General features: G+C 66.1%; 21 protein-coding genes and 2 riboswitches. Of the genes, 5 read left to right on the top strand and 16 right to left on the bottom strand.

Going from position 1 to position 19,774, the window contains the following annotated elements; genetic code table 11:
* Positions 1-23: 23 nt before the first annotated feature.
* Together HLA98_RS10825 and HLA98_RS10820 are read right to left on the bottom strand one after the other, a co-directional pair.
* A complete protein-coding gene (locus tag HLA98_RS10825) occupies positions 24-644 on the bottom strand; it encodes a glutathione S-transferase family protein (RefSeq protein ID WP_057500831.1) in 621 nt (206 codons plus the stop codon).
* 114 nt (positions 645-758) lie between these two features.
* Positions 759-1,538, bottom strand: coding sequence for an NYN domain-containing protein (locus HLA98_RS10820; RefSeq protein WP_010481148.1), 780 nt, complete (start codon positions 1,536-1,538; stop codon positions 759-761).
* A 123-nt stretch (positions 1,539-1,661) separates the two neighbouring features.
* Here HLA98_RS10820 and HLA98_RS10815 point away from each other — a divergent pair, with 123 nt between their 5' ends.
* Positions 1,662-2,942 (top strand): NAD(P)/FAD-dependent oxidoreductase, encoded by a 1,281-nt coding sequence (locus HLA98_RS10815; protein ID WP_057500832.1) that lies wholly within the window; start codon positions 1,662-1,664, stop codon positions 2,940-2,942.
* An 83-nt stretch (positions 2,943-3,025) separates the two neighbouring features.
* On the opposite strand, the gene HLA98_RS10810 is transcribed toward HLA98_RS10815, so the two are convergent.
* Positions 3,026-3,457 (bottom strand): nuclear transport factor 2 family protein, encoded by a 432-nt coding sequence (locus HLA98_RS10810; RefSeq protein ID WP_049449011.1) that lies wholly within the window; start codon positions 3,455-3,457, stop codon positions 3,026-3,028.
* Between the two features lie 147 nt (positions 3,458-3,604).
* Positions 3,605-3,880 carry a GIY-YIG nuclease family protein gene (locus HLA98_RS10805; protein ID WP_049449010.1) on the bottom strand — a complete coding sequence of 92 codons (276 nt, stop codon included), beginning with the start codon at positions 3,878-3,880 and terminating at the stop codon, positions 3,605-3,607.
* Positions 3,881-3,920: 40 nt separating this feature from the next.
* Positions 3,921-4,010, top strand: a riboswitch (glycine riboswitch).
* A gap of 13 nt (positions 4,011-4,023) precedes the next feature.
* Positions 4,024-4,127, top strand: a riboswitch (glycine riboswitch).
* Positions 4,128-4,211: 84 nt separating this feature from the next.
* On the opposite strand from HLA98_RS10805, the gene HLA98_RS10800 reads away from it, so the two are divergent.
* Positions 4,212-4,829: a trimeric intracellular cation channel family protein gene (locus HLA98_RS10800; protein WP_019338935.1), complete on the top strand. Its 618-nt coding sequence runs from the start codon at positions 4,212-4,214 to the stop codon at positions 4,827-4,829.
* Positions 4,830-4,895: 66 nt separating this feature from the next.
* On the opposite strand, the gene HLA98_RS10795 is transcribed toward HLA98_RS10800, so the two are convergent.
* From HLA98_RS10795 to HLA98_RS10760, 8 genes are all read right to left on the bottom strand, one after another.
* Complete coding sequence (locus HLA98_RS10795; RefSeq protein WP_057500833.1) at positions 4,896-5,744, bottom strand: hypothetical protein; 849 nt, start codon at positions 5,742-5,744, stop codon at positions 4,896-4,898.
* 274 nt (positions 5,745-6,018) lie between these two features.
* Complete coding sequence (locus HLA98_RS10790) at positions 6,019-7,092, bottom strand: 3-deoxy-7-phosphoheptulonate synthase (protein ID WP_057500834.1); 1,074 nt, start codon at positions 7,090-7,092, stop codon at positions 6,019-6,021.
* A 295-nt stretch (positions 7,093-7,387) separates the two neighbouring features.
* Positions 7,388-7,645, bottom strand: a complete 258-nt coding sequence (locus tag HLA98_RS10785) for a hypothetical protein (protein ID WP_005411217.1) — start codon at positions 7,643-7,645, stop codon at positions 7,388-7,390.
* A gap of 89 nt (positions 7,646-7,734) precedes the next feature.
* Positions 7,735-8,073, bottom strand: coding sequence for a DUF6616 family protein (locus HLA98_RS10780; protein ID WP_057500835.1), 339 nt, complete (start codon positions 8,071-8,073; stop codon positions 7,735-7,737).
* 55 nt (positions 8,074-8,128) lie between these two features.
* The gene (locus HLA98_RS10775) at positions 8,129-8,869 is read right to left on the bottom strand and encodes a DNA alkylation repair protein (protein ID WP_057500836.1); all 741 of its coding nucleotides are present in this window, start codon (positions 8,867-8,869) and stop codon (positions 8,129-8,131) included.
* Positions 8,866-9,366 (bottom strand): MarR family winged helix-turn-helix transcriptional regulator, encoded by a 501-nt coding sequence (locus HLA98_RS10770; protein WP_057500837.1) that lies wholly within the window; start codon positions 9,364-9,366, stop codon positions 8,866-8,868. The genes HLA98_RS10775 and HLA98_RS10770 overlap by 4 nt, the downstream gene beginning before the upstream one ends.
* Before the next feature lie 72 nt (positions 9,367-9,438).
* Positions 9,439-10,737 (bottom strand): sensor histidine kinase, encoded by a 1,299-nt coding sequence (locus tag HLA98_RS10765; RefSeq protein ID WP_057500846.1) that lies wholly within the window; start codon positions 10,735-10,737, stop codon positions 9,439-9,441.
* Positions 10,738-10,769: 32 nt separating this feature from the next.
* On the bottom strand, positions 10,770-11,477 hold the full coding sequence (locus HLA98_RS10760) for a response regulator transcription factor (RefSeq protein WP_057500838.1): 708 nt from the start codon (positions 11,475-11,477) through the stop codon (positions 10,770-10,772).
* A gap of 106 nt (positions 11,478-11,583) precedes the next feature.
* Between HLA98_RS10760 and HLA98_RS10755 the strand changes: the two genes are divergently transcribed.
* Positions 11,584-12,510, top strand: a complete 927-nt coding sequence (locus HLA98_RS10755; RefSeq protein WP_057500839.1) for a pepsin/retropepsin-like aspartic protease family protein — start codon at positions 11,584-11,586, stop codon at positions 12,508-12,510.
* A gap of 25 nt (positions 12,511-12,535) precedes the next feature.
* Here the strand turns inward: HLA98_RS10755 and HLA98_RS10750 are convergent, their stop codons facing one another.
* A complete protein-coding gene (locus HLA98_RS10750) occupies positions 12,536-13,564 on the bottom strand; it encodes an LLM class oxidoreductase (RefSeq protein WP_057500847.1) in 1,029 nt (342 codons plus the stop codon).
* Between the two features lie 13 nt (positions 13,565-13,577).
* The gene (locus HLA98_RS10745) at positions 13,578-14,213 is read right to left on the bottom strand and encodes a glutathione S-transferase family protein (RefSeq protein WP_057500840.1); all 636 of its coding nucleotides are present in this window, start codon (positions 14,211-14,213) and stop codon (positions 13,578-13,580) included.
* Positions 14,214-14,462: 249 nt separating this feature from the next.
* Between HLA98_RS10745 and HLA98_RS10740 the strand changes: the two genes are divergently transcribed.
* Positions 14,463-15,386, top strand: a complete 924-nt coding sequence (locus tag HLA98_RS10740) for a LysR substrate-binding domain-containing protein (RefSeq protein ID WP_057500841.1) — start codon at positions 14,463-14,465, stop codon at positions 15,384-15,386.
* A 182-nt stretch (positions 15,387-15,568) separates the two neighbouring features.
* Here HLA98_RS10740 and groL read toward each other — a convergent pair whose 3' ends face one another.
* Together groL and HLA98_RS10730 are read right to left on the bottom strand one after the other, a co-directional pair.
* On the bottom strand, positions 15,569-17,218 hold the full coding sequence (gene groL, locus HLA98_RS10735; RefSeq protein ID WP_057500842.1) for a chaperonin GroEL: 1,650 nt from the start codon (positions 17,216-17,218) through the stop codon (positions 15,569-15,571).
* A gap of 81 nt (positions 17,219-17,299) precedes the next feature.
* Complete coding sequence (locus HLA98_RS10730) at positions 17,300-17,587, bottom strand: co-chaperone GroES (protein WP_006396661.1); 288 nt, start codon at positions 17,585-17,587, stop codon at positions 17,300-17,302.
* Positions 17,588-17,938: 351 nt separating this feature from the next.
* On the opposite strand from HLA98_RS10730, the gene HLA98_RS10725 reads away from it, so the two are divergent.
* Positions 17,939-19,729, top strand: a complete 1,791-nt coding sequence (locus tag HLA98_RS10725) for an endonuclease (RefSeq protein WP_057500843.1) — start codon at positions 17,939-17,941, stop codon at positions 19,727-19,729.
* Positions 19,730-19,774 lie beyond the last annotated feature (45 nt).

Below are 19,774 nucleotides of genomic sequence, written 5' to 3'. Positions count from 1 at the left end.
GACTCTACCAACGGCCCTGCCGCTTACGTCAGCGGCGACATCACGCCGCGCTGGTAGGCCGGCCGCTCGCGCAGGCGCGCGTACCAGTCGGCCAGGTGCGGCAGTTCCGGGCGCTGGATCGGCAGTTCGAACCAGGCATAGACCAGCGAGCCCAGCGGAATGTCACCCATCGCGAATGTCTCGCCCGACAGCCACGGCTGCCTGGCCAGCGTGGCATCGGCCATCGCCAGGTAGTCGCCGGCGCGCACGATGGCGGCATTGATCCGCGCTTCGTCACGGTCGGCCGGGGCGGTGCGCATGATGCCCCAGATCAGGTCGGTGTACAGCGGCGCCATCCGCGAGGTACTCCAGTCCATCCACTTCTCGGCCTGGGCACGTTCCATCGGGTCTTCGGCGTACAGCGTGCCCAGCGCGTAGCGTGCGCTCAGGTAACGCACGATGGCATTCGACTCCCACAGCGGCAGGCCGTGGTCTTCGATCACCGGCACCAGGCTGTTGGGGTTCATCGCCAGGTACTCCGGCGTCTGCGTGCCGCCATGGCTGCCACCAACCTCGATGGATTCATACGGCAGGCCAATTTCCTCGGCGCACCACAGCACCTTGCGGACGTTACTGGAATTGCGGCGGCCCCAGATCTTCAACATGCGGGTTTTTTCCTTGCTGGCAATGCGAGCGGCAACGATACGCCTGATCGGGTGGGGTGTGTACGTGCCGCATGCCGGATCTGGCATCCGGGCATTGCCGGTCAGCGGCCGGCACTACCGGTTCTTTTTCGGCAGCGCGCGCACGTAGGATGACTTGCCGTCCTTCTTCAGCTCGAACAGACCGATCGCGGCCAGCAGGTCACTGAGCTTGCCGTAACCGTAGTTGCGCGGATCGAACGACGCCTGGTTGCCGATCTGGCTACCCACGGGCCCAAGATGCGACCAGCCATCCTCGCCCTCGGCCGAGGACACCGCGCGGCGCAGCATCTTCACCAGCCGGGTATCGCTGCGCATTTCCGCACCGCTCTTGCGTGGCCGGGCATCGTCGTTGGCCACAGGCTCGTTCGATGCCTGTTCGCTGGAAGCCTGTTCGGTATCCGGCACGCTGGCATGGGTCTGGCCCAGCGCTTCCAGGTAGGTGAACTTCGAGCACGCGTTGACGAACGGCTCCGGGGTTTTCTTCTCGCCGAAGCCATACACCTTCACACCATCGGTCAGCAGGCGCATCACCATCGGGGTGAAATCGGCATCGCTGGACACGATGGCGAAGCCATCGAGGTTGCGCGCGTACAGCAGGTCCATGGCGTCGATCACCATCGCCATGTCCGAGGCATTCTTGCCCTTGCTGTAGGCGAACTGCTGGATCGGGCGGATCGCATATTCGTGCAGAACCGCCTCCCAGCCCTTCAACCGCGGGCTCTTCCAGTTGCCATAGGCGCGGCGCACGTTCGCCACGCCGTAGCGGGCGACTTCGGCCAGGACCTCGTCGATCTTCGATGCGGGCGCATTGTCGGCGTCGATCAACAGGGCGATGCGCTTTTCCGGTTCGCTCATGGGCTCCTCACGGGCCGTTGCCTGAACCCGAGTATCGCCGATCCACACGGGCGCTGACGTGACAGGGGGCCATCATGCGAAGATGCCAGGCGCTTCCCCCAATGCCCCCACTGGAGTGAGTCGATGAGTCGCGAGCGCGTTCCCCACCTGGTTGTTGTCGGCGGCGGTTTTGCCGGCCTCTGGGCCACCCGTGCCCTGGCCCGCGAGCGCATACGCATCACCCTGGTCGACCGCCGCAACCATCACCTGTTCCAGCCGCTGCTGTACCAGGTGGCCACCGCCGGTCTGTCCGCTCCGGATATCGCCGCACCGCTGCGCCACATCCTCGGCCACCAGCGCAATGTGGAAGTCCGCCTCGGCGAAGTGGTGACCATTGACAAGCAGGCCCGGCAGATCCGCATGGCCGATGGCAGTACGCTGGACTACGACAGCCTGCTGCTGGCCACCGGCGCCACCCACGCCTATTTCGGCAACGACCAATGGGCCGAGGATGCGCCTGGCCTGAAGACACTGGACGATGCCATCGCGCTGCGCCGCAAGCTGCTGCTGGCGTTCGAACGCGCCGAGGCGGAACCGGACCCTGAGAAGAAGGCCGCATGGCTGAGCTTCGCCGTGGTGGGCGGTGGACCTACCGGCGTCGAACTGGCGGGCACCCTGGCCGAGATCGCGCGCCATACGCTGCGCAATGAGTTCCGCCACATTGATCCGGCCAGTGCGAAAGTGCGGCTGGTCGAGGCCGGGCCACGCGTACTGTCTTCGTTCCCGGAAGTGCTTTCGTTGAAGGCGCGCCGGCAACTGGAAAAACTGGGCGTGGAAGTGCTGACCGGCACCCCGGTGAGCGACATCGACAGCCAGGGCTTCAGGCTCGGCGATCAGTTCGTGCCGGCACGCACGGTGGTGTGGGCCGCCGGTGTGGCCGCTTCACCGCTGGCGCGCACGCTGGACGTGCCGCTGGACCGCGCCGGCCGCGTGCAGGTGCAACCCGACCTCACCCTGCCTGGCCACCCGGAACTGTTCGTGGCCGGCGATCTGGCCGCGCTGAACCAGGCCAACGGCAAGCCGGTGCCTGGCGTTGCCCCTGCCGCCAAGCAGATGGGCAAGTATGTGGCCGAGGTGATCCGCGCGCGCCTGCACGGCAAGACCGAGCCCGGTCCGTTCAAGTACGCCGACTTCGGCAACCTGGCCACCATCGGCCGCATGGCCGCGATCGTGCACTTGGGCCGGCTGCAGCTTTCGGGCGTGCTGGCCTGGTGGTTCTGGCTGGCCGCGCACGTGTTCTTCCTGATCGGTTTCCGCAACCGCATCGTGGTGCTGCTGAACTGGGCCGTGGCGTACTGGAGCTACCAGCGCAGCGCGCGCATCATCTTCGGTGATGACCAGGAAGACCGTCGGCCGAGGCGGTAGGGCTGCACGCATGTTCCTGTGGAGCCGAGCCATGCCCGGCTGCACTTCGCGCGGATTGGCAGAAGCCGAGCATGGGCTTGGCTCTACGGCGCCTTCGGTTTCGGGTACCACAGCGCGTTGACGATGACCCAGCGCTGGTCGAATTGCCCCATGTGGAAGTAGTCGACGAACCACGGGGTTTCCAGCCGTACCGAGGCAGCGTTGCCGGTCACGTCCAGCACCGTACAGCGGCGGTCCCACTGATCCTTCGGAGTTTTCAGCGCGCCCTGCTTCGTCAGCGAGACCAGTTCTTCCTTCGACATGCGGCGCAGGCCCAGGCGTTCGTCGGGCGTATCGCCGAGGACCGCGCGCTTGGCCAGGTCCGGGTGCAGAGAGCGGGCGACGCGCTGCGGATCGGCCTCCAGCTGGCCATCGATGTAGTCGTGGCAGGTGGCTTCGATGGCCGCGAGGGTGGCCGGGTCGGCGGCGGGGCTCGTTGCTGCGGAGAGAGCGAACAGCAGGGCGATCGTGGACATCCGGGTCTCCAGCGCTGAGGGCCGCGGGGCGATCATGGCATGGCTGGAAGCGCCCATCCACGCGTGGCGTGGACCTACTGTAGAGCCGAGCCCATGCTCGGCTTCACCATCAGGCAGCAGCAACAACAGCCGAGCGTGGGCTCGGCTCTACAGAAGCGCAGGATCCGACGCCTGCAGCCAGGCCAGCTTGCGTTCGCGCGGCTGCTGCTTGAGCTGCCATTCGGCCCGCGAGGCGGCGGCCCGGTCCGGGTACTCGCGCACGGCCAGCACGCGCAGCGGCGGCCTTGCCCGGGTGTAGCGCGCGCCCTTGCCCGCTTGGTGGGCGGCAAAACGCGCCTCCACATCAGTGCTGATGCCGGCGTAAAAGCTGCCGTCGCGGCATTCGAGCAGGTACAGGAACCACGGGCGGAGGGACGGGGCCATGCCCGGATTATGCCGTGCTGCACTGCAGCGGATATACTGGCGCCCGAATGCAGGAGAGAGGCGCCGCGCTGGCGCCCGCCGAAGGCGCAGGCTCCCATGATCGCTCAGGCCGGTGGGCTGGAATCCCACCAACCATGCATTCGACTCGCCGAGCTGGAGAGAGGTCAACGGGCACGCCCGGGACCATCCGCCGAAGGGGCACGCGGCCCATGCCGCTGAACTCTCAGGCAAAAGGACAGCGGGAGCGGCACCGGTCATCGTCATCCCGTCATTGCGCAGGCAATGGCGGTATGCGCGCATGGCCGGCCCCACCGCGCCCGGAGCCTGTCCCATGCTGCTGTCCGTCATCTACCTGATCGCCATTTCCGCCGAAGCCATGACCGGCGCACTTTCTGCCGGCCGCCGCCGCATGGACCTGTTCGGCGTGGTCATGATCGCCTGCGTCACCGCCCTCGGTGGTGGTTCACTGCGCGACATCCTGCTTGGCCACTATCCGCTGGGCTGGGTCAAACATCCCGAGTACCTCGGCTTCACCGTGTGTGCGGCACTGATCGCCACCTGGGTCGCACGCTGGATGCACCACTTCCGCCGCACCTTTCTGGTGCTCGACGGGCTGGGCCTGATCGCCTTCACCCTGATCGGCTGCTCGATCGCGCGCGAGGCCGGCCATGCAATGCCGATCGTGCTGATCGCCGGCATGCTGACCGGCGCGTTCGGCGGCGTGCTGCGCGACATCCTCTGCAACGAGGTGCCGCTGATCTTCCAGAAGGAGCTCTACGCGATCATCGCGCTGCTGACCGGCGCGGCGTACCTGTTGCTGCTGCACTGGGGCGTGGCCGACGCCACCGCGATCCTGTGCTGCCTGGGCGGCGGCTTCGCGCTGCGCCTGCTGGCGATCCACTACCGCTGGGAAATGCCGAAGTTCGTCTATCACGACGAAGTGCATTGAACGATGGCGTGTTCGCCGGGCATGGCCCGGCGCTACAGAAGAGCGGTATCCACGCATGGCGTAGATCTAGAGCACGAACTTCATGGGGCTGCCCCCCGCGCGTATCCGCTCTGGATAGTCAGCCGACGGATACCGTTGGCGTCCACATCCCCAATCGCCGTCGGAATCGTCGGCTTCCAGCAACACAGGATCGATCCATTCGCACAAGTAGTCGCTATCAGACCGTCTTTCGAAGCCTGGACAGTTCACTTTGCCCTCCACGTCAATGGAGTTGTGGATGCTGCCGAGGTAGCTAGCGGTCAGGTGCCCCGCCACTTGTGTGTAGGTGCCGGTCTCGAGGAAGGTCTGAACAGTGATGTTGCCACCTACGGACAGAATCCCATCATTGAGTGAGCACGCGTACAGATGATCGCATTCCAGCTCATCACGCACGAACACCCAACCACCACAGTCGAGATTCCGGGCCCTGAGGCTCCCCAGTACGATCACGCAGAGCGTCTCGCTCAAGTCGTTCAGTATCAGCGTGCCGTCTACGATCAGGTCACCATCGACAATCACGCAGTCGGTCTCGCAGTCGGATTGCCAGTCGCCACCTAGCGTCGTCGCAGGCACTACTTTGAATGAAGGCTCGTAGTCATCGGGCGCGGGCTCGGGGGATGCCGCGATCACCGCCCGGACCTTCAGCGCAGGCCGTAGCAGCCCCTGGTCCCCTTCGCCGCTGTGGATCCTGATTCTCTCATCAAGATCCGCCAGCAGGCGCGCCTTCTTGAGGGACGGCTCAAACCAGTCTTCGATGACAGATACGGCATCTTCTGCGATTCGTCCGCCTTTCAAGCTCACGAGCGCCTTGGCAGCTTTACCGGAAATCGACCGACAAGCTGAATCCAGAAAGTTGTCATCCGGGAAAACACGCATCGGCGGGGTCCAGTCAGGCGAGGAACCCCATCTTCGGCCGAAATTGCAGGAGGACTCCATACAACTCTTCCGAAATCCTGCCGTGTGGCTCGCTGATATCCACGCATGGCGTGGATCTACGTCTCACACCACCCCGGCGATGTACCTGGCGCTGTCGCTCATGCGCAGCGCCAGGCGCATCGCCGGTGCAGATGGGCCGGTCTCCAACTCCGACCGACCCTGATCGCGGCCGCACCCCCGCAGGCGCTGGCCGCCATCCACACACATGCCGCACTCAAGCGGCTTCGGACACCTTTACGTCGCGACGGGCGCGCACGGCCGCGGCCAGTCGCTCCAGCACCGTCACGGTGGTGTCCCAGTCGATGCAGCCATCGGTGATGCTCTGCCCGTAGACCAGCGGCTGGCCTTCCACCAGTTCCTGGCGGCCACCGACCAGATGGCTCTCGATCATCACGCCAACGATGCGCTGTTCGCCGTCTTCCAGCTGAACGGCGATGTCCTCGATCACCTTCGGCTGGTTCTCCGGGTTCTTCAGGCTGTTGGCATGGCTGGCGTCGATCATCAGGCGCGTCGGCAGCTTGGCCTTGGCCAGCACCTGGCAGGCCTCGGCGACACTGGTCGCGTCGTAGTTCGGCTGCTTGCCGCCGCGCAGGATCACGTGGCAGTCCGGGTTGCCGGTGGTCGACACGATGGCGGTGCCACCCTGCTTGGTGACCGACAGGAAGTGATGCGGATTGGACGCCGCACCCACCGCGTCAGCGGCGATCTTCACGTTGCCATCGGTGCCGTTCTTGAAGCCGACCGGGCACGACAGCCCCGAGGCCAGTTCGCGGTGCACCTGGCTTTCGGTGGTGCGCGCACCAATGGCGCCCCAGGCCACCAGATCGGCGATGTACTGCGGCGAGATCACGTCGAGGAACTCGACACCGGCCGGCAGGCCGAGCTTGTTGATGTCGCGCAGCAGGCCACGGGCAATGCGCAGGCCCTTGTCGATCCTGAAGCTGCCATCCAGGTCCGGGTCGTTGATCAGGCCCTTCCAGCCCACCGTGGTGCGCGGCTTCTCGAAGTACACGCGCATGACGATTTCCAGTTCGCCGGCCAGCGCGTCGCGCAGCGGCTTCAGGCGCTGGGCGTACTCGATGGCGGCCTTCGGGTCATGGATCGAGCACGGGCCGACCACCACCGCCAGGCGGTCGTCGCGGCCGTGCAGGATCTGGTGCAGGGCCGCGCGCGAGGCGCTGACGGTGTCGGAGGCTTCATCGTCACAGGGCAGCATCGCCAGCAGCTGGGCAGGCGGTGTCAGCGGTTCGATGGTGCGGATACGCAGGTCGTCGGTGTGCGGGGGCATTGCGGGAGATCTCCGGAACGTTGGGGGTCCCCAGCGTGGCGGCATGAAAAAAGCCGCCAGGTTCGCTGGCGGCTTTCGGGAATGCGTCTGAAGCTTTCTTCAGGGTGAGCGCAGTCCTTCCTCCGCCAGTGGCTTCGGAAAGTAATACCAGTAAAAGCTGGTGGGGGCTGCGTTCATGGGATCTATTGATAGCACAGCTTTTGCGCAGTGCAAAATGTTTCATCCGCAACTGGGGACGCGGTTCAGCGGGATACGCGCCCGCCCGGCCTACACGGCGGCAACCACGCAACGTCGCTCATTTGCCATGCACTTCCACGTCCAGCAGCAGGCCCTCGTGGATGTCGGCCCAGCGTTCCAGCACGCGATCCAGTTCCTGCCGGGCCTCGTCCAGCTGCTCGGGGTTGAGCAGGGAACGCGCGGTGTAGAGGTCGGAAACCAACCGCCGCAGGGCCGATTCCTGGATGGCCACCGACGGCCCCTCCAGCCCCGGCAACTGCAACGCCGGGCTGTCGCCAAGCGGGCCGAACAGCGTGACCTGGAGCGTGCTCTGCATGATCGACTTCCCTGCGGATGGACATGGGCAATGTCCTGTTTACCGCGTCTGGGTGGCAGGCGCATGTGCCATGCGCGTCCGGGGTGCCGCTACAAGGCGGCCAGATCGGCCAGGTGCTGGACCATCCCCTCGTCCGCGCCCAAGGCGTTGGTGGTGGTGAAGTACTGATGCCAACCGGTGGCGGCAATGCCGGCCACCAGCGCATCGGCGTCCGCGCGGCTTGCACAGCGCCAGACCGCATAGAACTGCTCATCGGTGCCGCGCTGTACGCCCGTGGCAATGCGGCCCATCGCCAGCGGTGTGATGCGGGCTGGATCGAACTGCTGCATGCCGGCAGCGATACGGGCGAAGAAGGCATTCCGCTGCTCGGGCGGGAGCGCGGTCCAGGCAGGGGTGGCGGTGTAGAGCTCGATGAAGGTGTGCAACATGGTGGTTCTTCCTTGAGGTTGACGAGATTACGGAGTTGCCAGCCAGCGGCCGGCACTACCGGAGCGAGCGCAATGCGCGTTTGCGGATGTAGGCATTGGCGTCGCTATGGCGCTCGTGCTGCCAACGCGTGCACAGCTGGCGCAGCCACTGCGGCTGGGTCTTGCCGGCATCATTGAGCCAGTTGCCGACGGAATCCTGCACATAGCGTTCCGGGTCGTCAGCCAGTGCTTCCAGCAGCGGCAATGCATGTTCCGGGTGCCGCTTGAACAGCGCGATATGCGTGGCCCAGACACCGCGCGGACGCAGCGCTTCGCAGGCGAAGCGGCGCAGGTACGGCGATGTTTCCTGTGTCCACGGTTGCAGGTACTCAAGCGCCTGCACCGGCGCGGCAACGATGTCCGTGCGTAGCGCCAGCCACGCCCATTCGCGCACACCGAAGTGTGGATCATCGGCCAGCGTGCGCATCTGCTGCAGCTTCTCTGCCAACGTTGCGCGGGCATCGCTGCCGATCAGGTAGCAGGCCCAACCGCGCACGGTATCGGCGCGGTGATGCTGCCAGAGCGCAGGCACGCCCTGCCCCGCCTCACGCAGCAGTTGCGCAGCCAGGGCCATGCGCAGCGTGATGCCCTCGCCTGATGCATCCTGCATGCGTTGCAGCGCTTCGGGTGCAAGCACAGGCGCCACCACCTTCAGCAGCGCGGCGAAGTCCACTGCCAGGCATTCGGCCAGATGGGTGGCGGGAACGCAGCCAGCGTTGAGGGCATGCAGCCGTTCCGCCGCAATCGCCGGGCTCATGCTGCAGGCTCTCGTCCGGCATCGGTGTGCTGCCAGACCTTGTGCAGCAGCCGCGAAAGCTGCTGCTGTTCATCGGTATCCAGACCATTGAACAGGCCACCGATCCACTGCGTGTGCTGGTCGAACAAGGTCTCGGCCAAGCGTATTCCCGGTGCGGTCAATACGATCTGCAGGCGACGGCCATCTTCGGCATCGCTGCGACGCTGCAGCAGTCCTTCACGCTGCAGGCCATCGAGCAGGCCACTGATGGTGGCGCGGGTCACGCCTGCGCGCTCGGCCAGCACGTGGGGCGGCAAGGTGCCGCCGGCCCCATGCAGCAGGAACAGCACGATGAAGCGACCCTCGCTGAGCCCGTGCGGTGCCAGCCGGGTAGCGCAGTCGCGATCGATCGACGAGGACAACGAGAGCAGCTGGAAGCACAGGCGCAGCTGCGCGGTGCTGGCATGGCCGCGTCGCTGTGCCTCATCCATCAGGGCATGGTGCTTGGCTTCGATCATCTCAGGCACGCGATATTGTTAGGCGCCTAATCATACGCAAAAATAGCCGCAACCTGTAAACCACAGCCGATATCAGGGGAGCCTTCCCAGCAGCAGACGCGCGATCAGTCCACCACCCTCCCGGTGCAGAAGCTGCAGTTCGCCCGCATGCCGCCGCGCCACGTTGGCGGCGACCGCCAAGCCCAGCCCGGTCCCACCCGTGGCGCGGCTGCGCGAGCTCTCGCTGCGCTGGAAGGGCTGCAGCAGGCGTACTCGGTCGCCCTCGGCGATACCTGGGCCGCGATCCATCACCTCCAGCTGGACCCCTCGCTCAACCACGGCAACCCGCAGCTCCACCGCCCCGGCATAGCGATCGGCGTTGTCGATAAGGTTATCGAACGCACGCCGAAGCAGCAGCGCGTCGCCGTGCCAGGGCAGACTGTCCGGCCCCTGGTTGGAGATCTCTACACCGCGCAGCAACGCTGCCTGCACGCACTCCTCCAGCAGCGCGGCCAGATCTAGCGGGCGCATCTGCAACGGCTGCAGTTCACCGCGTGCGTAGTCGAGCACCTGCTCGATCATCGTGTCCATGCGCTCGATGTCCGCCACCATCCGCGCCGCCTGTGGTGTGGGCGCGAATTCGGCGCGCAGTCGCAGGCCGGTCAATGGCGTGCGCAGGTCATGCGCCACTGCAGCCAGCATATGGGTCATGTCCTGTGCCTGCGCACGCAGGCGCTCTCGACCGGTGCCGATCGCGGCGGCCAGCATCTGTACCTCGCGAGGGCCATCATCCGGCAGGGGCGTTTCGGCCTGCAGGTCCACACGTGCACTGGCATCGGCCAAGCGTCGTAGTGGACGCCCCAGCCGGATCGATGCCCACGCCGCCAGCGGCGCCAACAACACGGCACCGCCCAGCAGCGCCAGTATCACCTGTCGCCGCCAAGCTGCCAGATCACTGTGATCGCTGCCGACCACCTGCCATCGGCCATCGGCCTGGCGCACGCCCAGTTCAAATGGCGGCCATTGCATCGCGGTCAGCACGGCAGCCTGCGCCTTCAGTACCCCGGCCCGCGCCGTGGCGTCGAGCAGCGCGCCGCCTTCGATGACCTGCACATCAGGCGCCTTGCCCTGTCCGCTCCATACCAGCCGAACATCCTCCACCGGCAAACCCATCTGCAGCGCCGCCAACTGGGTGAGCCAGTCACTGGCACTGCCCTGTGGTGGCGCATCCTGCGTCGCCAGATGCAGGCCCAGTGGTGCCGCGGCCTGTTCCCCTCGCAGCACCTGCACGGCCTGGTCCAACTGCATCGGTGGCGGCGCGGGCCGAGGCATCCAGCCAACCACGGCCACGCTGACCAGTGTCGCCAGCAGCAGGCTGGCCAGGGCCAGCATCGTGATCCAACGCGCGGTCGGCCACCGGCTGCTCACAGCAGCTGTACCTCGGCGTCGAAGCGATAGCCTTCGCCACGCGATGTCTGCACCAGCGATTCCGCACCGGGTGAAGCCTGCCCGAGCTTGCGGCGCAGGCGGCTGATCGCCAGGTCGACCGCGCGGTCGACGCTGTCACTGGGCTCGCCACGGCTCAGCTGCAGCAGCTGCTCGCGCCCCAGCACCCGCCCGGGGCGTTCGGCCAGCGCCAGCAACAGACTGAATTCACCACGGCTGAGCACCAGCTCGTTCCCATCCGGCGCCAGCAGGCGACGTTGTTCCGGCAGCAACCGCCAACCAGAAAAGCGCAGTTCACTGGCGACCTGCGCGCGCAGCTTGTCCTGCCGGCGCAGCAGCGCACGTACCCGCGCCAGCAGCTCGCGCGGGTCGAACGGTTTGGCCAGATAGTCGTCCGCGCCCATCTCCAGGCCGATCACCCTGTCCGGTGCGCTGCCCATCGCCGACAGCATCAGGATCGGGATGGCGCGCGCCTGCAACCGGCGGCATACCGACAGGCCATCCTCACCGGGCATCATCCAGTCGAGCACGATCAGGTCCGGACGTTCGATCTGCAGCAGCACATCCAGCGCCGCTGCGTCGGCAGCCACTCGCACGTGGTAGCCGTGCAGCAGCAGGCAATCGGCGATGGCATCACGGATGCTGGCGTCGTCATCGACAACGAGGACACGGGCGGGAGTCGTCATGCGGGCAGTATCAGGCAGGTCTGTATCAGGACGGTATCAACGCCGATATTCCCGCGATACGCCGCTGCGCGCCAATGGTCACCCATGATCACTGCGGAGACTTCCCTTGCGCCTCATCCCATTCTTCCTGCTTGCTGCCCCGCTGCCTGCGCTGGCGTCCGATCCCCCCGAACACATCCTGCCGATGTGGATGCAGGGCGGTCATCCGGCCGTGGCCGTGTCGCTGGACGGGCGTGCCGAACCGCTGCGCTTCGTGGTCGACAGCGCGGCAGGCGCCACTCTGGTCGATGACCGCGTCGTGCGACGCTATGGTCTGGAGGATGCGGATGCAGAGGTATCACAGGCCCAAGGGGCCAGTGCAGCGTCCGCGCGGCTGCAGCGCATACGCAGCACGTCCTGGCAGCTGGGCAGTTGGCAGCTGCAGGCCCAAGCCATGAAGGTCGATCTGTCGTCGTTGCCGAAGGAGGATGATCCGGCCATTGACGGCTTGATCGGCAACGATCTGACCGGACGCTGGGACACCCGTTGGGACTTCGGCCGCAATCAACTGTCGCTGTGGACACCCGGCGGATTGAACCTGGAAGGACCGGGTTGCCAGCCCAATGCGCTGCCCGGCCGCACTGACGGCCTGCGCCAGTTCGGCTTCATCACGCTTGCACTGGGCGCGCCCGCGGTGGACGCCATCGCCGTGGTCGATACCGGTGCCGCGCAGACCGTCCTCAACGCCGAAGCAGCCCGCGCACTGGGGCTGCGCACCGACGGCAGCGACGCGCGGGTGCGGGTGCGTGAAAAGGGCACCGAGGGCCTGGGCGGCGGAAAGCAGGCAACCTGGCTGTACACCCTGCCCGGCATGACCGGCGGCGGCTGGCAGCACCCGTCGATGGAGGTCCGCATCAGCGAACTGCCAGTGTTCAAGGCGATCGGCCTGGAGGGTCGGCCGGCGCTGATCCTTGGTGCGGATGCAATGCGCGGCGGCCAGGTGGACATCGGTGCCGGCGCGGCCCGGATCTGCCTGCGCCGGCCAGTCAGTTGAGCATCTGCCGCCGCCTGCCCTTGCGCTACCAGTCCATCACCTGCGGCGCCGGCCCCGGATGTGACGGGAACAACGGCAGCACCTCTTCGGCCAGCTCCTGCAGCACGTCGCCGGCAGGACGTTCGGCGAACTGGATACCCAGTGCCGCGTGATTCACGCCGGCGTGTTGCCAGGCCTGCAGCAGCTCGATCAGGCCCTTGCGGCCGGTGCGCAGGGTATAGCCCCCTTGCAGCGGCGTGCGGGGATGATCCGGGTCATCCATCAGGTCGATCCATTCGTTGGTCATGTGCGGACGGAAGCCTGCTTCCGGGATCAGCGCGCGCCAGGCACGGATCTTCGCGGCCAGCCGCTGCGGGCCGGCGGCGTCGTGGGTGGCCTCGGGATAGGTCAGCCAGCCATCGGCATGCCGGCCGATCCATTCCAGCGGCTGGCGCGCACCGCCGGTGACGATCAGCGGAACACGGCCACTGACCGTGGGCGGCAGCAACTGCACGCCCTGCTCGGCCCCGGCATGCGTCATCCGCCCATCCGTGCCCGGCTGCAACCAACGGCGCATCTCGTTCATTGCGGTGGCGAAACGCTCTCCACGTGCCGCGTGCTCCAGTCCATAGGCCGGGAACTCCAGCGGTCGATCACCGGACGCCACACCCATCACCAGTCGCCCACCGGACAGCTGATCGATCGATGCCGCCGCCTTGGCCAGATCGATCGGGTGGCGCAGGGGCAGTACCACGCTGCCGCTGGCCAGGGCCACGCGTTGCGTGCGCGCCGCCAGCCATGCAAGGTAGGTGAACGGGTCGAACAACTGGCCAGCATCACCGAACATCGGATCGAACAGCGGCACGTCGCGCACCCATACCGCGGCAAAGCCGTGGCGATCGATCTGCTCCACCCACCGCGCCTGACCCTGCAGCACGCGCATGTCGCCCTGGTAGAAACGCAACGGCAGGTAGATGCCCAGCGTCAGTGCATCGGCCCGGAACATGCGCTGGTAGCCGGGATGCGTGGCAAAGGCGGGCGCCGACGCGCCCGGCATCGCAATGGAATCATTCATCTGCATGGCCTCCTTACGGACCGGTCGCCGGTTCGGGCAGCTGCACGCCGCGCTGCACCGCAGGGCGTGCGGCAACCCGCGCGTACCACGCATCCAGATGGCGATGCCGCGAGAAATCGATGCCGATGATGCGGGCGATATGCAGCCAGCCGAAGTGGGCGATATCGGCGATCGAGTAGTGATCGCCAGCCAACCACTCACGTCCCTGCAGGCGCTTGTCGAGTACGGCGAACAGGTTGTCGCTCAGGCGGCGGTAGCGTTCGATCGCCGTAGCGTCCGGTGCTTGCGCGAAATGCTCGAAATGCACGCGCTGGCCGAGAATCGGGCCGACGCTGGCGGCATGGAACATCAGCCAGGTCAGTGTCTCCCAGCGTGCAGCCGGTTCGGAAGGCAGCAACGCATTGCCTTGTTCGGCCAGGTACATCAGGATCGCCGCCGATTCGAAGACAACGATGCCGCGCGCGCGATCCTCCAGCACGGGAATGCGCCCATGCGGATTGAGCTGCAGGAAATCGGGATGGCGATGTTCGCCATCCACGATGCGCACGTGGTGCAGGCGATAGGGAAGACCCAGCTCTTCCAGTGCAATGGTGGCCTTGAAGCCATTGGGAGAACTGTCGGAATACAGGTGCAGCGAAGGCTCGTTCATGGGGTTCCTGGACGGCAGGGAGCGACGGCACGCACCGGTCTTCAACGAAACTGGCCGGGCAATGCGGAAACGGGCGCTGCAGCAGCCGTGCAACCAGTCTAGGAAGCGCTGGTGCGGGAAGGAAACGATGTCTCCTGCATGGGAAGTTGAGCGCAGCTCAACATGAGCGGCAGGCGCGCGACAGCCTGCAGCACGCTCGATATGCTGTCTCAGCGCGGCGGGTGCCGACGCGGCTACAGGAGAATGGACATGGGTGCGGTGCTGCCGCTGCTGGGCCTGCGGGCCTTCGTTGAAACCGGCCGCCATGGCAGCCTGACCGCTGCCGCCGAGGTGATGGGGGTCACGCCCGGCGCCATCAGCCAGCAACTGCGCCAGCTGCAGGAGCGGTTGGGCGTGAGCCTGTTCGACCGCACCCGGCATGGCGTGGTGCTCAGCGCCGCAGGCGCTCGCGTTTACCCGGAGCTGCTGCACGCCTTCGAGCAGATCTCGCACAGCCTGCAGACCCTGGAGCGCTGGGAAACGCGACGCACGCTGCGCATCAGCGCCGCACCGAGCTTCGCCGCACAGTGGCTGGCGCCGCGATTGGGCGCGTTCAGTGCGTTGCATCCGCAGGTGGACGTGCAGCTGGACTCGAGCGCGGCGCTGGTCGACCTGCGCCGCGAGGGGGTGGACATCGCCATCCGCCACGGCCTCGGCCGCTACCCGGGGCTGCACGCTGAGCACCTGATGGCACCGGTGCTGCTGCCGGTGGCCAGTCCAGCATTGTTGGCCGGCGCACCGACGGTCAGCTCGGTACAGGATTGCCTGCAGCTGCCCCTGTTGCAGGACGCCGACCGCAGCGACTGGCGGCTGTGGTTCCAGGCACTGGATCTGCCCGTTGATGAGCGACTGGAGCGTGGCCCTGCCTTCGATGACGACCTGTTGCTGATCCGCGCGGCGGTGGCCGGGCAAGGCATCGCCCTGGTACGCGACATCCACGCGGCCGAAGAGTTGGCCAATGGCCGGCTGCAGGTGGTGATCGACCAGCCCTGGCCACAGGCTTTCGCCTACTACGCGGTGACGCGCGCGGACGGCGAATCCAACGCTGCGATACCTGCGTTCATGGCCTGGCTGCATGCAGCACTGATGACGCCGCAGGAAGCAGGCGCACATGCCCTGCCGGACGCAGGATGAGCCGCCAGGAAAGCGATGCGATTGCCGAGGCCGCATATCGGCAGCGGCGCGAGGGTGACAGGTAGATACCAGGTTGGCAGCGGCATCCACGCATGGCGTGGATCTACTACTTCGATTCCACCCGGCCACAAAAAAACCCCGCCGTGCGGCGGGGTTTTTCATTGCGGGGTGAAAGCGGGGACTTAGAAGTCCATGCCGCCCATGCCACCCATGCCGCCCATGCCACCGGCGCCGCCCATGGCCGGCTCGTCCTTCTTCGGAGCTTCGGCAACCATGGCTTCGGTGGTGATCATCAGGCCAGCGATCGAGGCCGCGTTCTGCAGGGCCGAACGGGTCACCTTGGTCGGGTCCAGGATGCCGAACTGCAGCATGTCGCCGAACTCGCCGGTGGCGGCGTTGTAGCCGAAGCTGCCGGTGCCTTCCTTGACCTTGTTGATGATGACCGACGGTTCTTCACCGGCGTTGGCAACGATTTCGCGCAGCGGGGCTTCCATCGCGCGCAGGGCGATCTGGATGCCATGGTTCTGGTCTTCGTTGGCACCCTTCAGGCCGGCCAGCGCGGTGACCGCACGGACCAGGGCAACGCCGCCGCCCGGGACCACGCCTTCTTCAACGGCTGCACGGGTCGCGTGCAGGGCGTCGTCGACGCGATCCTTCTTTTCCTTCATTTCGATTTCGGTCGAAGCGCCGACCTTGATCACGGCAACGCCACCGGCCAGCTTGGCCACGCGTTCCTGCAGCTTCTCGCGATCGTAGTCCGAGGAGGTGTCCTGGATCTGGGTCTTGATCTGGCCGACGCGTGCGTCGACGGCAGCCTTGTCACCCACGCCATCAATGATGGTGGTGTTTTCCTTGGAGACCTGCACCTTCTTGGCGCGGCCCAGGTCCTTGATGGTGGCCTTTTCCAGCGACAGGCCCACTTCTTCGGAGATCACGGTGCCGCCGGTCAGCACGGCCATGTCTTCCAGCATCGCCTTGCGACGGTCGCCGAAGCCCGGAGCCTTGACGGCCACGACCTTGACGATGCCACGGATGGTGTTGACCACCAGGGTGGCCAGCGCTTCGCCTTCGACTTCTTCGGCAACGATCAGCAGCGGCTTGCCGGCCTTGGCGACGCCTTCCAGCACCGGCAGCAGGTCACGGACGTTGGAGATCTTCTTGTCGTGCAGCAGGATGTACGGGTCATCCAGGTCAGCGGTCTGCGACTGCTGGTTGTTGATGAAGTACGGGGACAGGTAGCCGCGGTCGAACTGCATGCCCTTGACCACGTCCAGCTCGTTGTCCAGGCCCGAGCCTTCTTCAACGGTGATGACGCCTTCCTTGCCGACTTCCTTCATCGCGTCAGCGATGATCTGGCCGATCGACTCGTCCGAGTTGGCCGAGATGGTACCGACCTGGGCAATCGCCTTGTCGTCGGCGGTCGGCTTGGAGATGTTCTTCAGCTCGGAGACGGCGGCCACGACGGCCTTGTCGATACCGCGCTTCAGGTCCATCGGGTTCATGCCGGCGGCAACGGCCTTGGCGCCTTCGCGGATCAGGGCCTGGGCCAGCACGGTGGCGGTGGTGGTGCCGTCGCCGGCGTCGTCGTTGGTGCGCGAAGCAACTTCCTTCACCATCTGCGCGCCCATGTTCTCGAACTTGTCAGCCAGTTCGATTTCCTTGGCGACGGACACGCCGTCCTTGGTGATGGTCGGCGCGCCGAAGCTCTTTTCCAGAACGACGTTGCGGCCCTTCGGGCCCAGGGTGGCCTTGACGGCATTGGCGAGAACGTTGACGCCGCGCACCATGCGCGAACGGGCGTCTTCACCGAAACGAATATCCTTGGCAGCCATTGCGATTACCTCGATGTTTGCACCGGGCCGGGCCCGGCGACGAAAGGGGATGTCTTACAGAAAAACAGGTCGCGCCGAGGCTCAGCCGATGACGGCGAGCACGTCGTCTTCGCGCAGGACCTTGTACTCGACGCCTTCGCTCTTGTACGAGCTGCCGGCGTACTGGCCGTAGATGACCTTGTCGCCGACCTTCAGCGACGGAGCGCGCACGCTGCCGTTGTCCAGCGGCTTGCCCGGGCCGACGGCCACGACTTCACCCTTGGTGGACTTTTCCTTGGCCGAATCCGGAATGACGATGCCACCGGCGGAGATTTCGTCGGCTTCGATCGGCTTGACCACAACGCGGTCGTGCAGCGGCTTGATGCTCATGAGAGACCTCTTAAGTTATTGATTGGTCTAAAAAAGTCCGGCGATGTTAGCAGTCGTACCAGGCGAGTGCCAGCAACGCGCGTGAAAAAGCCCGACAAGTCGGGAGCACGAGAGAGATGGAGACCTCCACAGGCCTTTCAAGGGCTGATCCCGAAATTTTTCTCGGGACCGGGAAACCTGCCTCCCTGCGTGGACGCCTGTATAGGGATGCAGTGCGGCAAGCCAAGGGGGCAAGGGGTGCTATTTAGTGATAGATGTCCCACTGTCAGATATCTGACGTTCATTTACGACAAAGTGTCACTGGATCGGCCTTAGGCTCGGCCGCGCATTCCCAATCACAAGGAGTAGTCGATGCGATTGCTGTCCCCGCTTGCCGCCGCCTGCCTGCTGGCGCTGGCCGCCGCGCCGGCCCAGGCCGAGGTCTTCATCAACGAACTGCATTACGACGACAGCACCGCCGCCGGTGACGTCGGCGAAGCCATCGAAGTGGTCGCTACCGCGGGCGAGGACCTGTCCGGCTACCGCCTCTACCTCTACAACGGCAGCAATCCTTCGGCGGCCACGGTCTACGCCAACAACCCGGTCCCGGCCGGCACCGCCGCTGGCTGCGGCAGCGCCAGCATCGCCGTGGTCAACTACCCGACCAACGGCCTCCAGAACGGCCCGAACGACGGCATCGCCCTGGTCGATGCCAGCGGCAAGGTGGTCCAGTTCCTCAGCTACGAGGGCGCCATCACTGCCTCCGGTGGCCCTGCCGCCGGCATGACCAGCCAGAACATTCCGGTGGCCGAGACCAACAGCACGGCGCCGGGCACCTCGCTGCAGCTGACCGGCAACGGCAGCCAGTACGCCCACTTCACCTGGGCCGAATCGGCCAAGCAGACGTTTGGCAGCTGCAACAACGGCCAGACCTTCAGCGGTGGCGGTACCCCGGGTCCGAACACGCCGCCGTCGGTCTCCACCACCACCCCGGCGCAAGGCAGCAGCACCTTCCCGGCCGCCGCCGACCTGGAAGTGGTGTTCAGCGAGACGGTGAACCTGGCCAGCGGCGCGTTCGCGCTGAGCTGCGGCACCTCCGGCAGCGTGCCGCTGACCTACCCGGCCAGCGGCCGCAATGTGAAGCTGTCCACCAACACCGCGCTGGTGGCCGGTGAAGCCTGCCGCTTCGACATCCGCGCCGCGCGCATCACCGACCTGCAGGGCGCACACCCGGCTGCCGACAGCCGCATCGCCTTCACCGTGGCAACCACCGGCGGCAATCCGGACCCGGGCAACCCCGGCGTGCCGGCCGGTTACTACTCCAGGGTCAACACCAGCAGCCCCAGCCAGCTTCGCTGCTCGCTGCACGCCACCATCAAGGGCCACACCGCCTACCCGTACAGCGGCTCGGGCACCAGTACGTGGACCATCCTGGAAATCGCCGACGAGGTTCCGAACAACAGCGGCAGGATCCTGGATGCGTACCGCAACCGCAGCTACGCCAAGGTGACCGACCGCGCCGGCAGCGGCAGTGGCCTGAAGTACAACCGCGAGCACACCTGGCCGAACTCGCTGGGCTTTGCCAGCACCACCGGTGACAAGGGCCTGCCTTACGCACCGTATACCGACACCCACATGCTGTACCTGACCGACGCGCAGTGGAACGCCGACCGTGGCAACAAGCCGTTCGGCAAGTGCGACGCCAACTGCGGCGAACGCGCCACCGAAGCCAACAACGGCCAGGGCGGCGGCAGCGGCGGCTACCCGGGCAACTCCAACTGGGTGCGCACGCCGGACGGCAACACCGGCACCTTCGAGGTGTGGGGCAAGCGCAAGGGCGACATGGCGCGTGCGGTGATGTACATGGCGATCCGCTACGAGGGCGGCAAGGATGCAGCCACCGGCCAGTCCGAGCCGGACCTGGAGCTGACCGACGACCGCAGCAGGATCGTCAAGACCAGCAGTTCGCCGGCCTACATGGGCCTGCTGTCGACCCTGATCGACTGGCACCTGTCCGATCCGCCGGATGATGCCGAGCGTGCCCGCAACGATGTGGTCTACAGCTTCCAGGGCAACCGCAACCCGTTCATCGACCACCCCGAGTGGGCGACCCCGGCCCTGTTCACTTCGGCCAAGCCGGCCACCTGCCAATTGGCCAACTGACCGCGCAACGCAGCGGTCCACTGCCGCCGCCGGGTCCTGACCCGG

Origin of the sequence: Stenotrophomonas africana (assembly GCF_013004645.1) — a bacterium.
Classification (GTDB): domain Bacteria; phylum Pseudomonadota; class Gammaproteobacteria; order Xanthomonadales; family Xanthomonadaceae; genus Stenotrophomonas; species Stenotrophomonas africana.
This window is presented reverse-complemented; position numbering and strand designations above follow the sequence as displayed.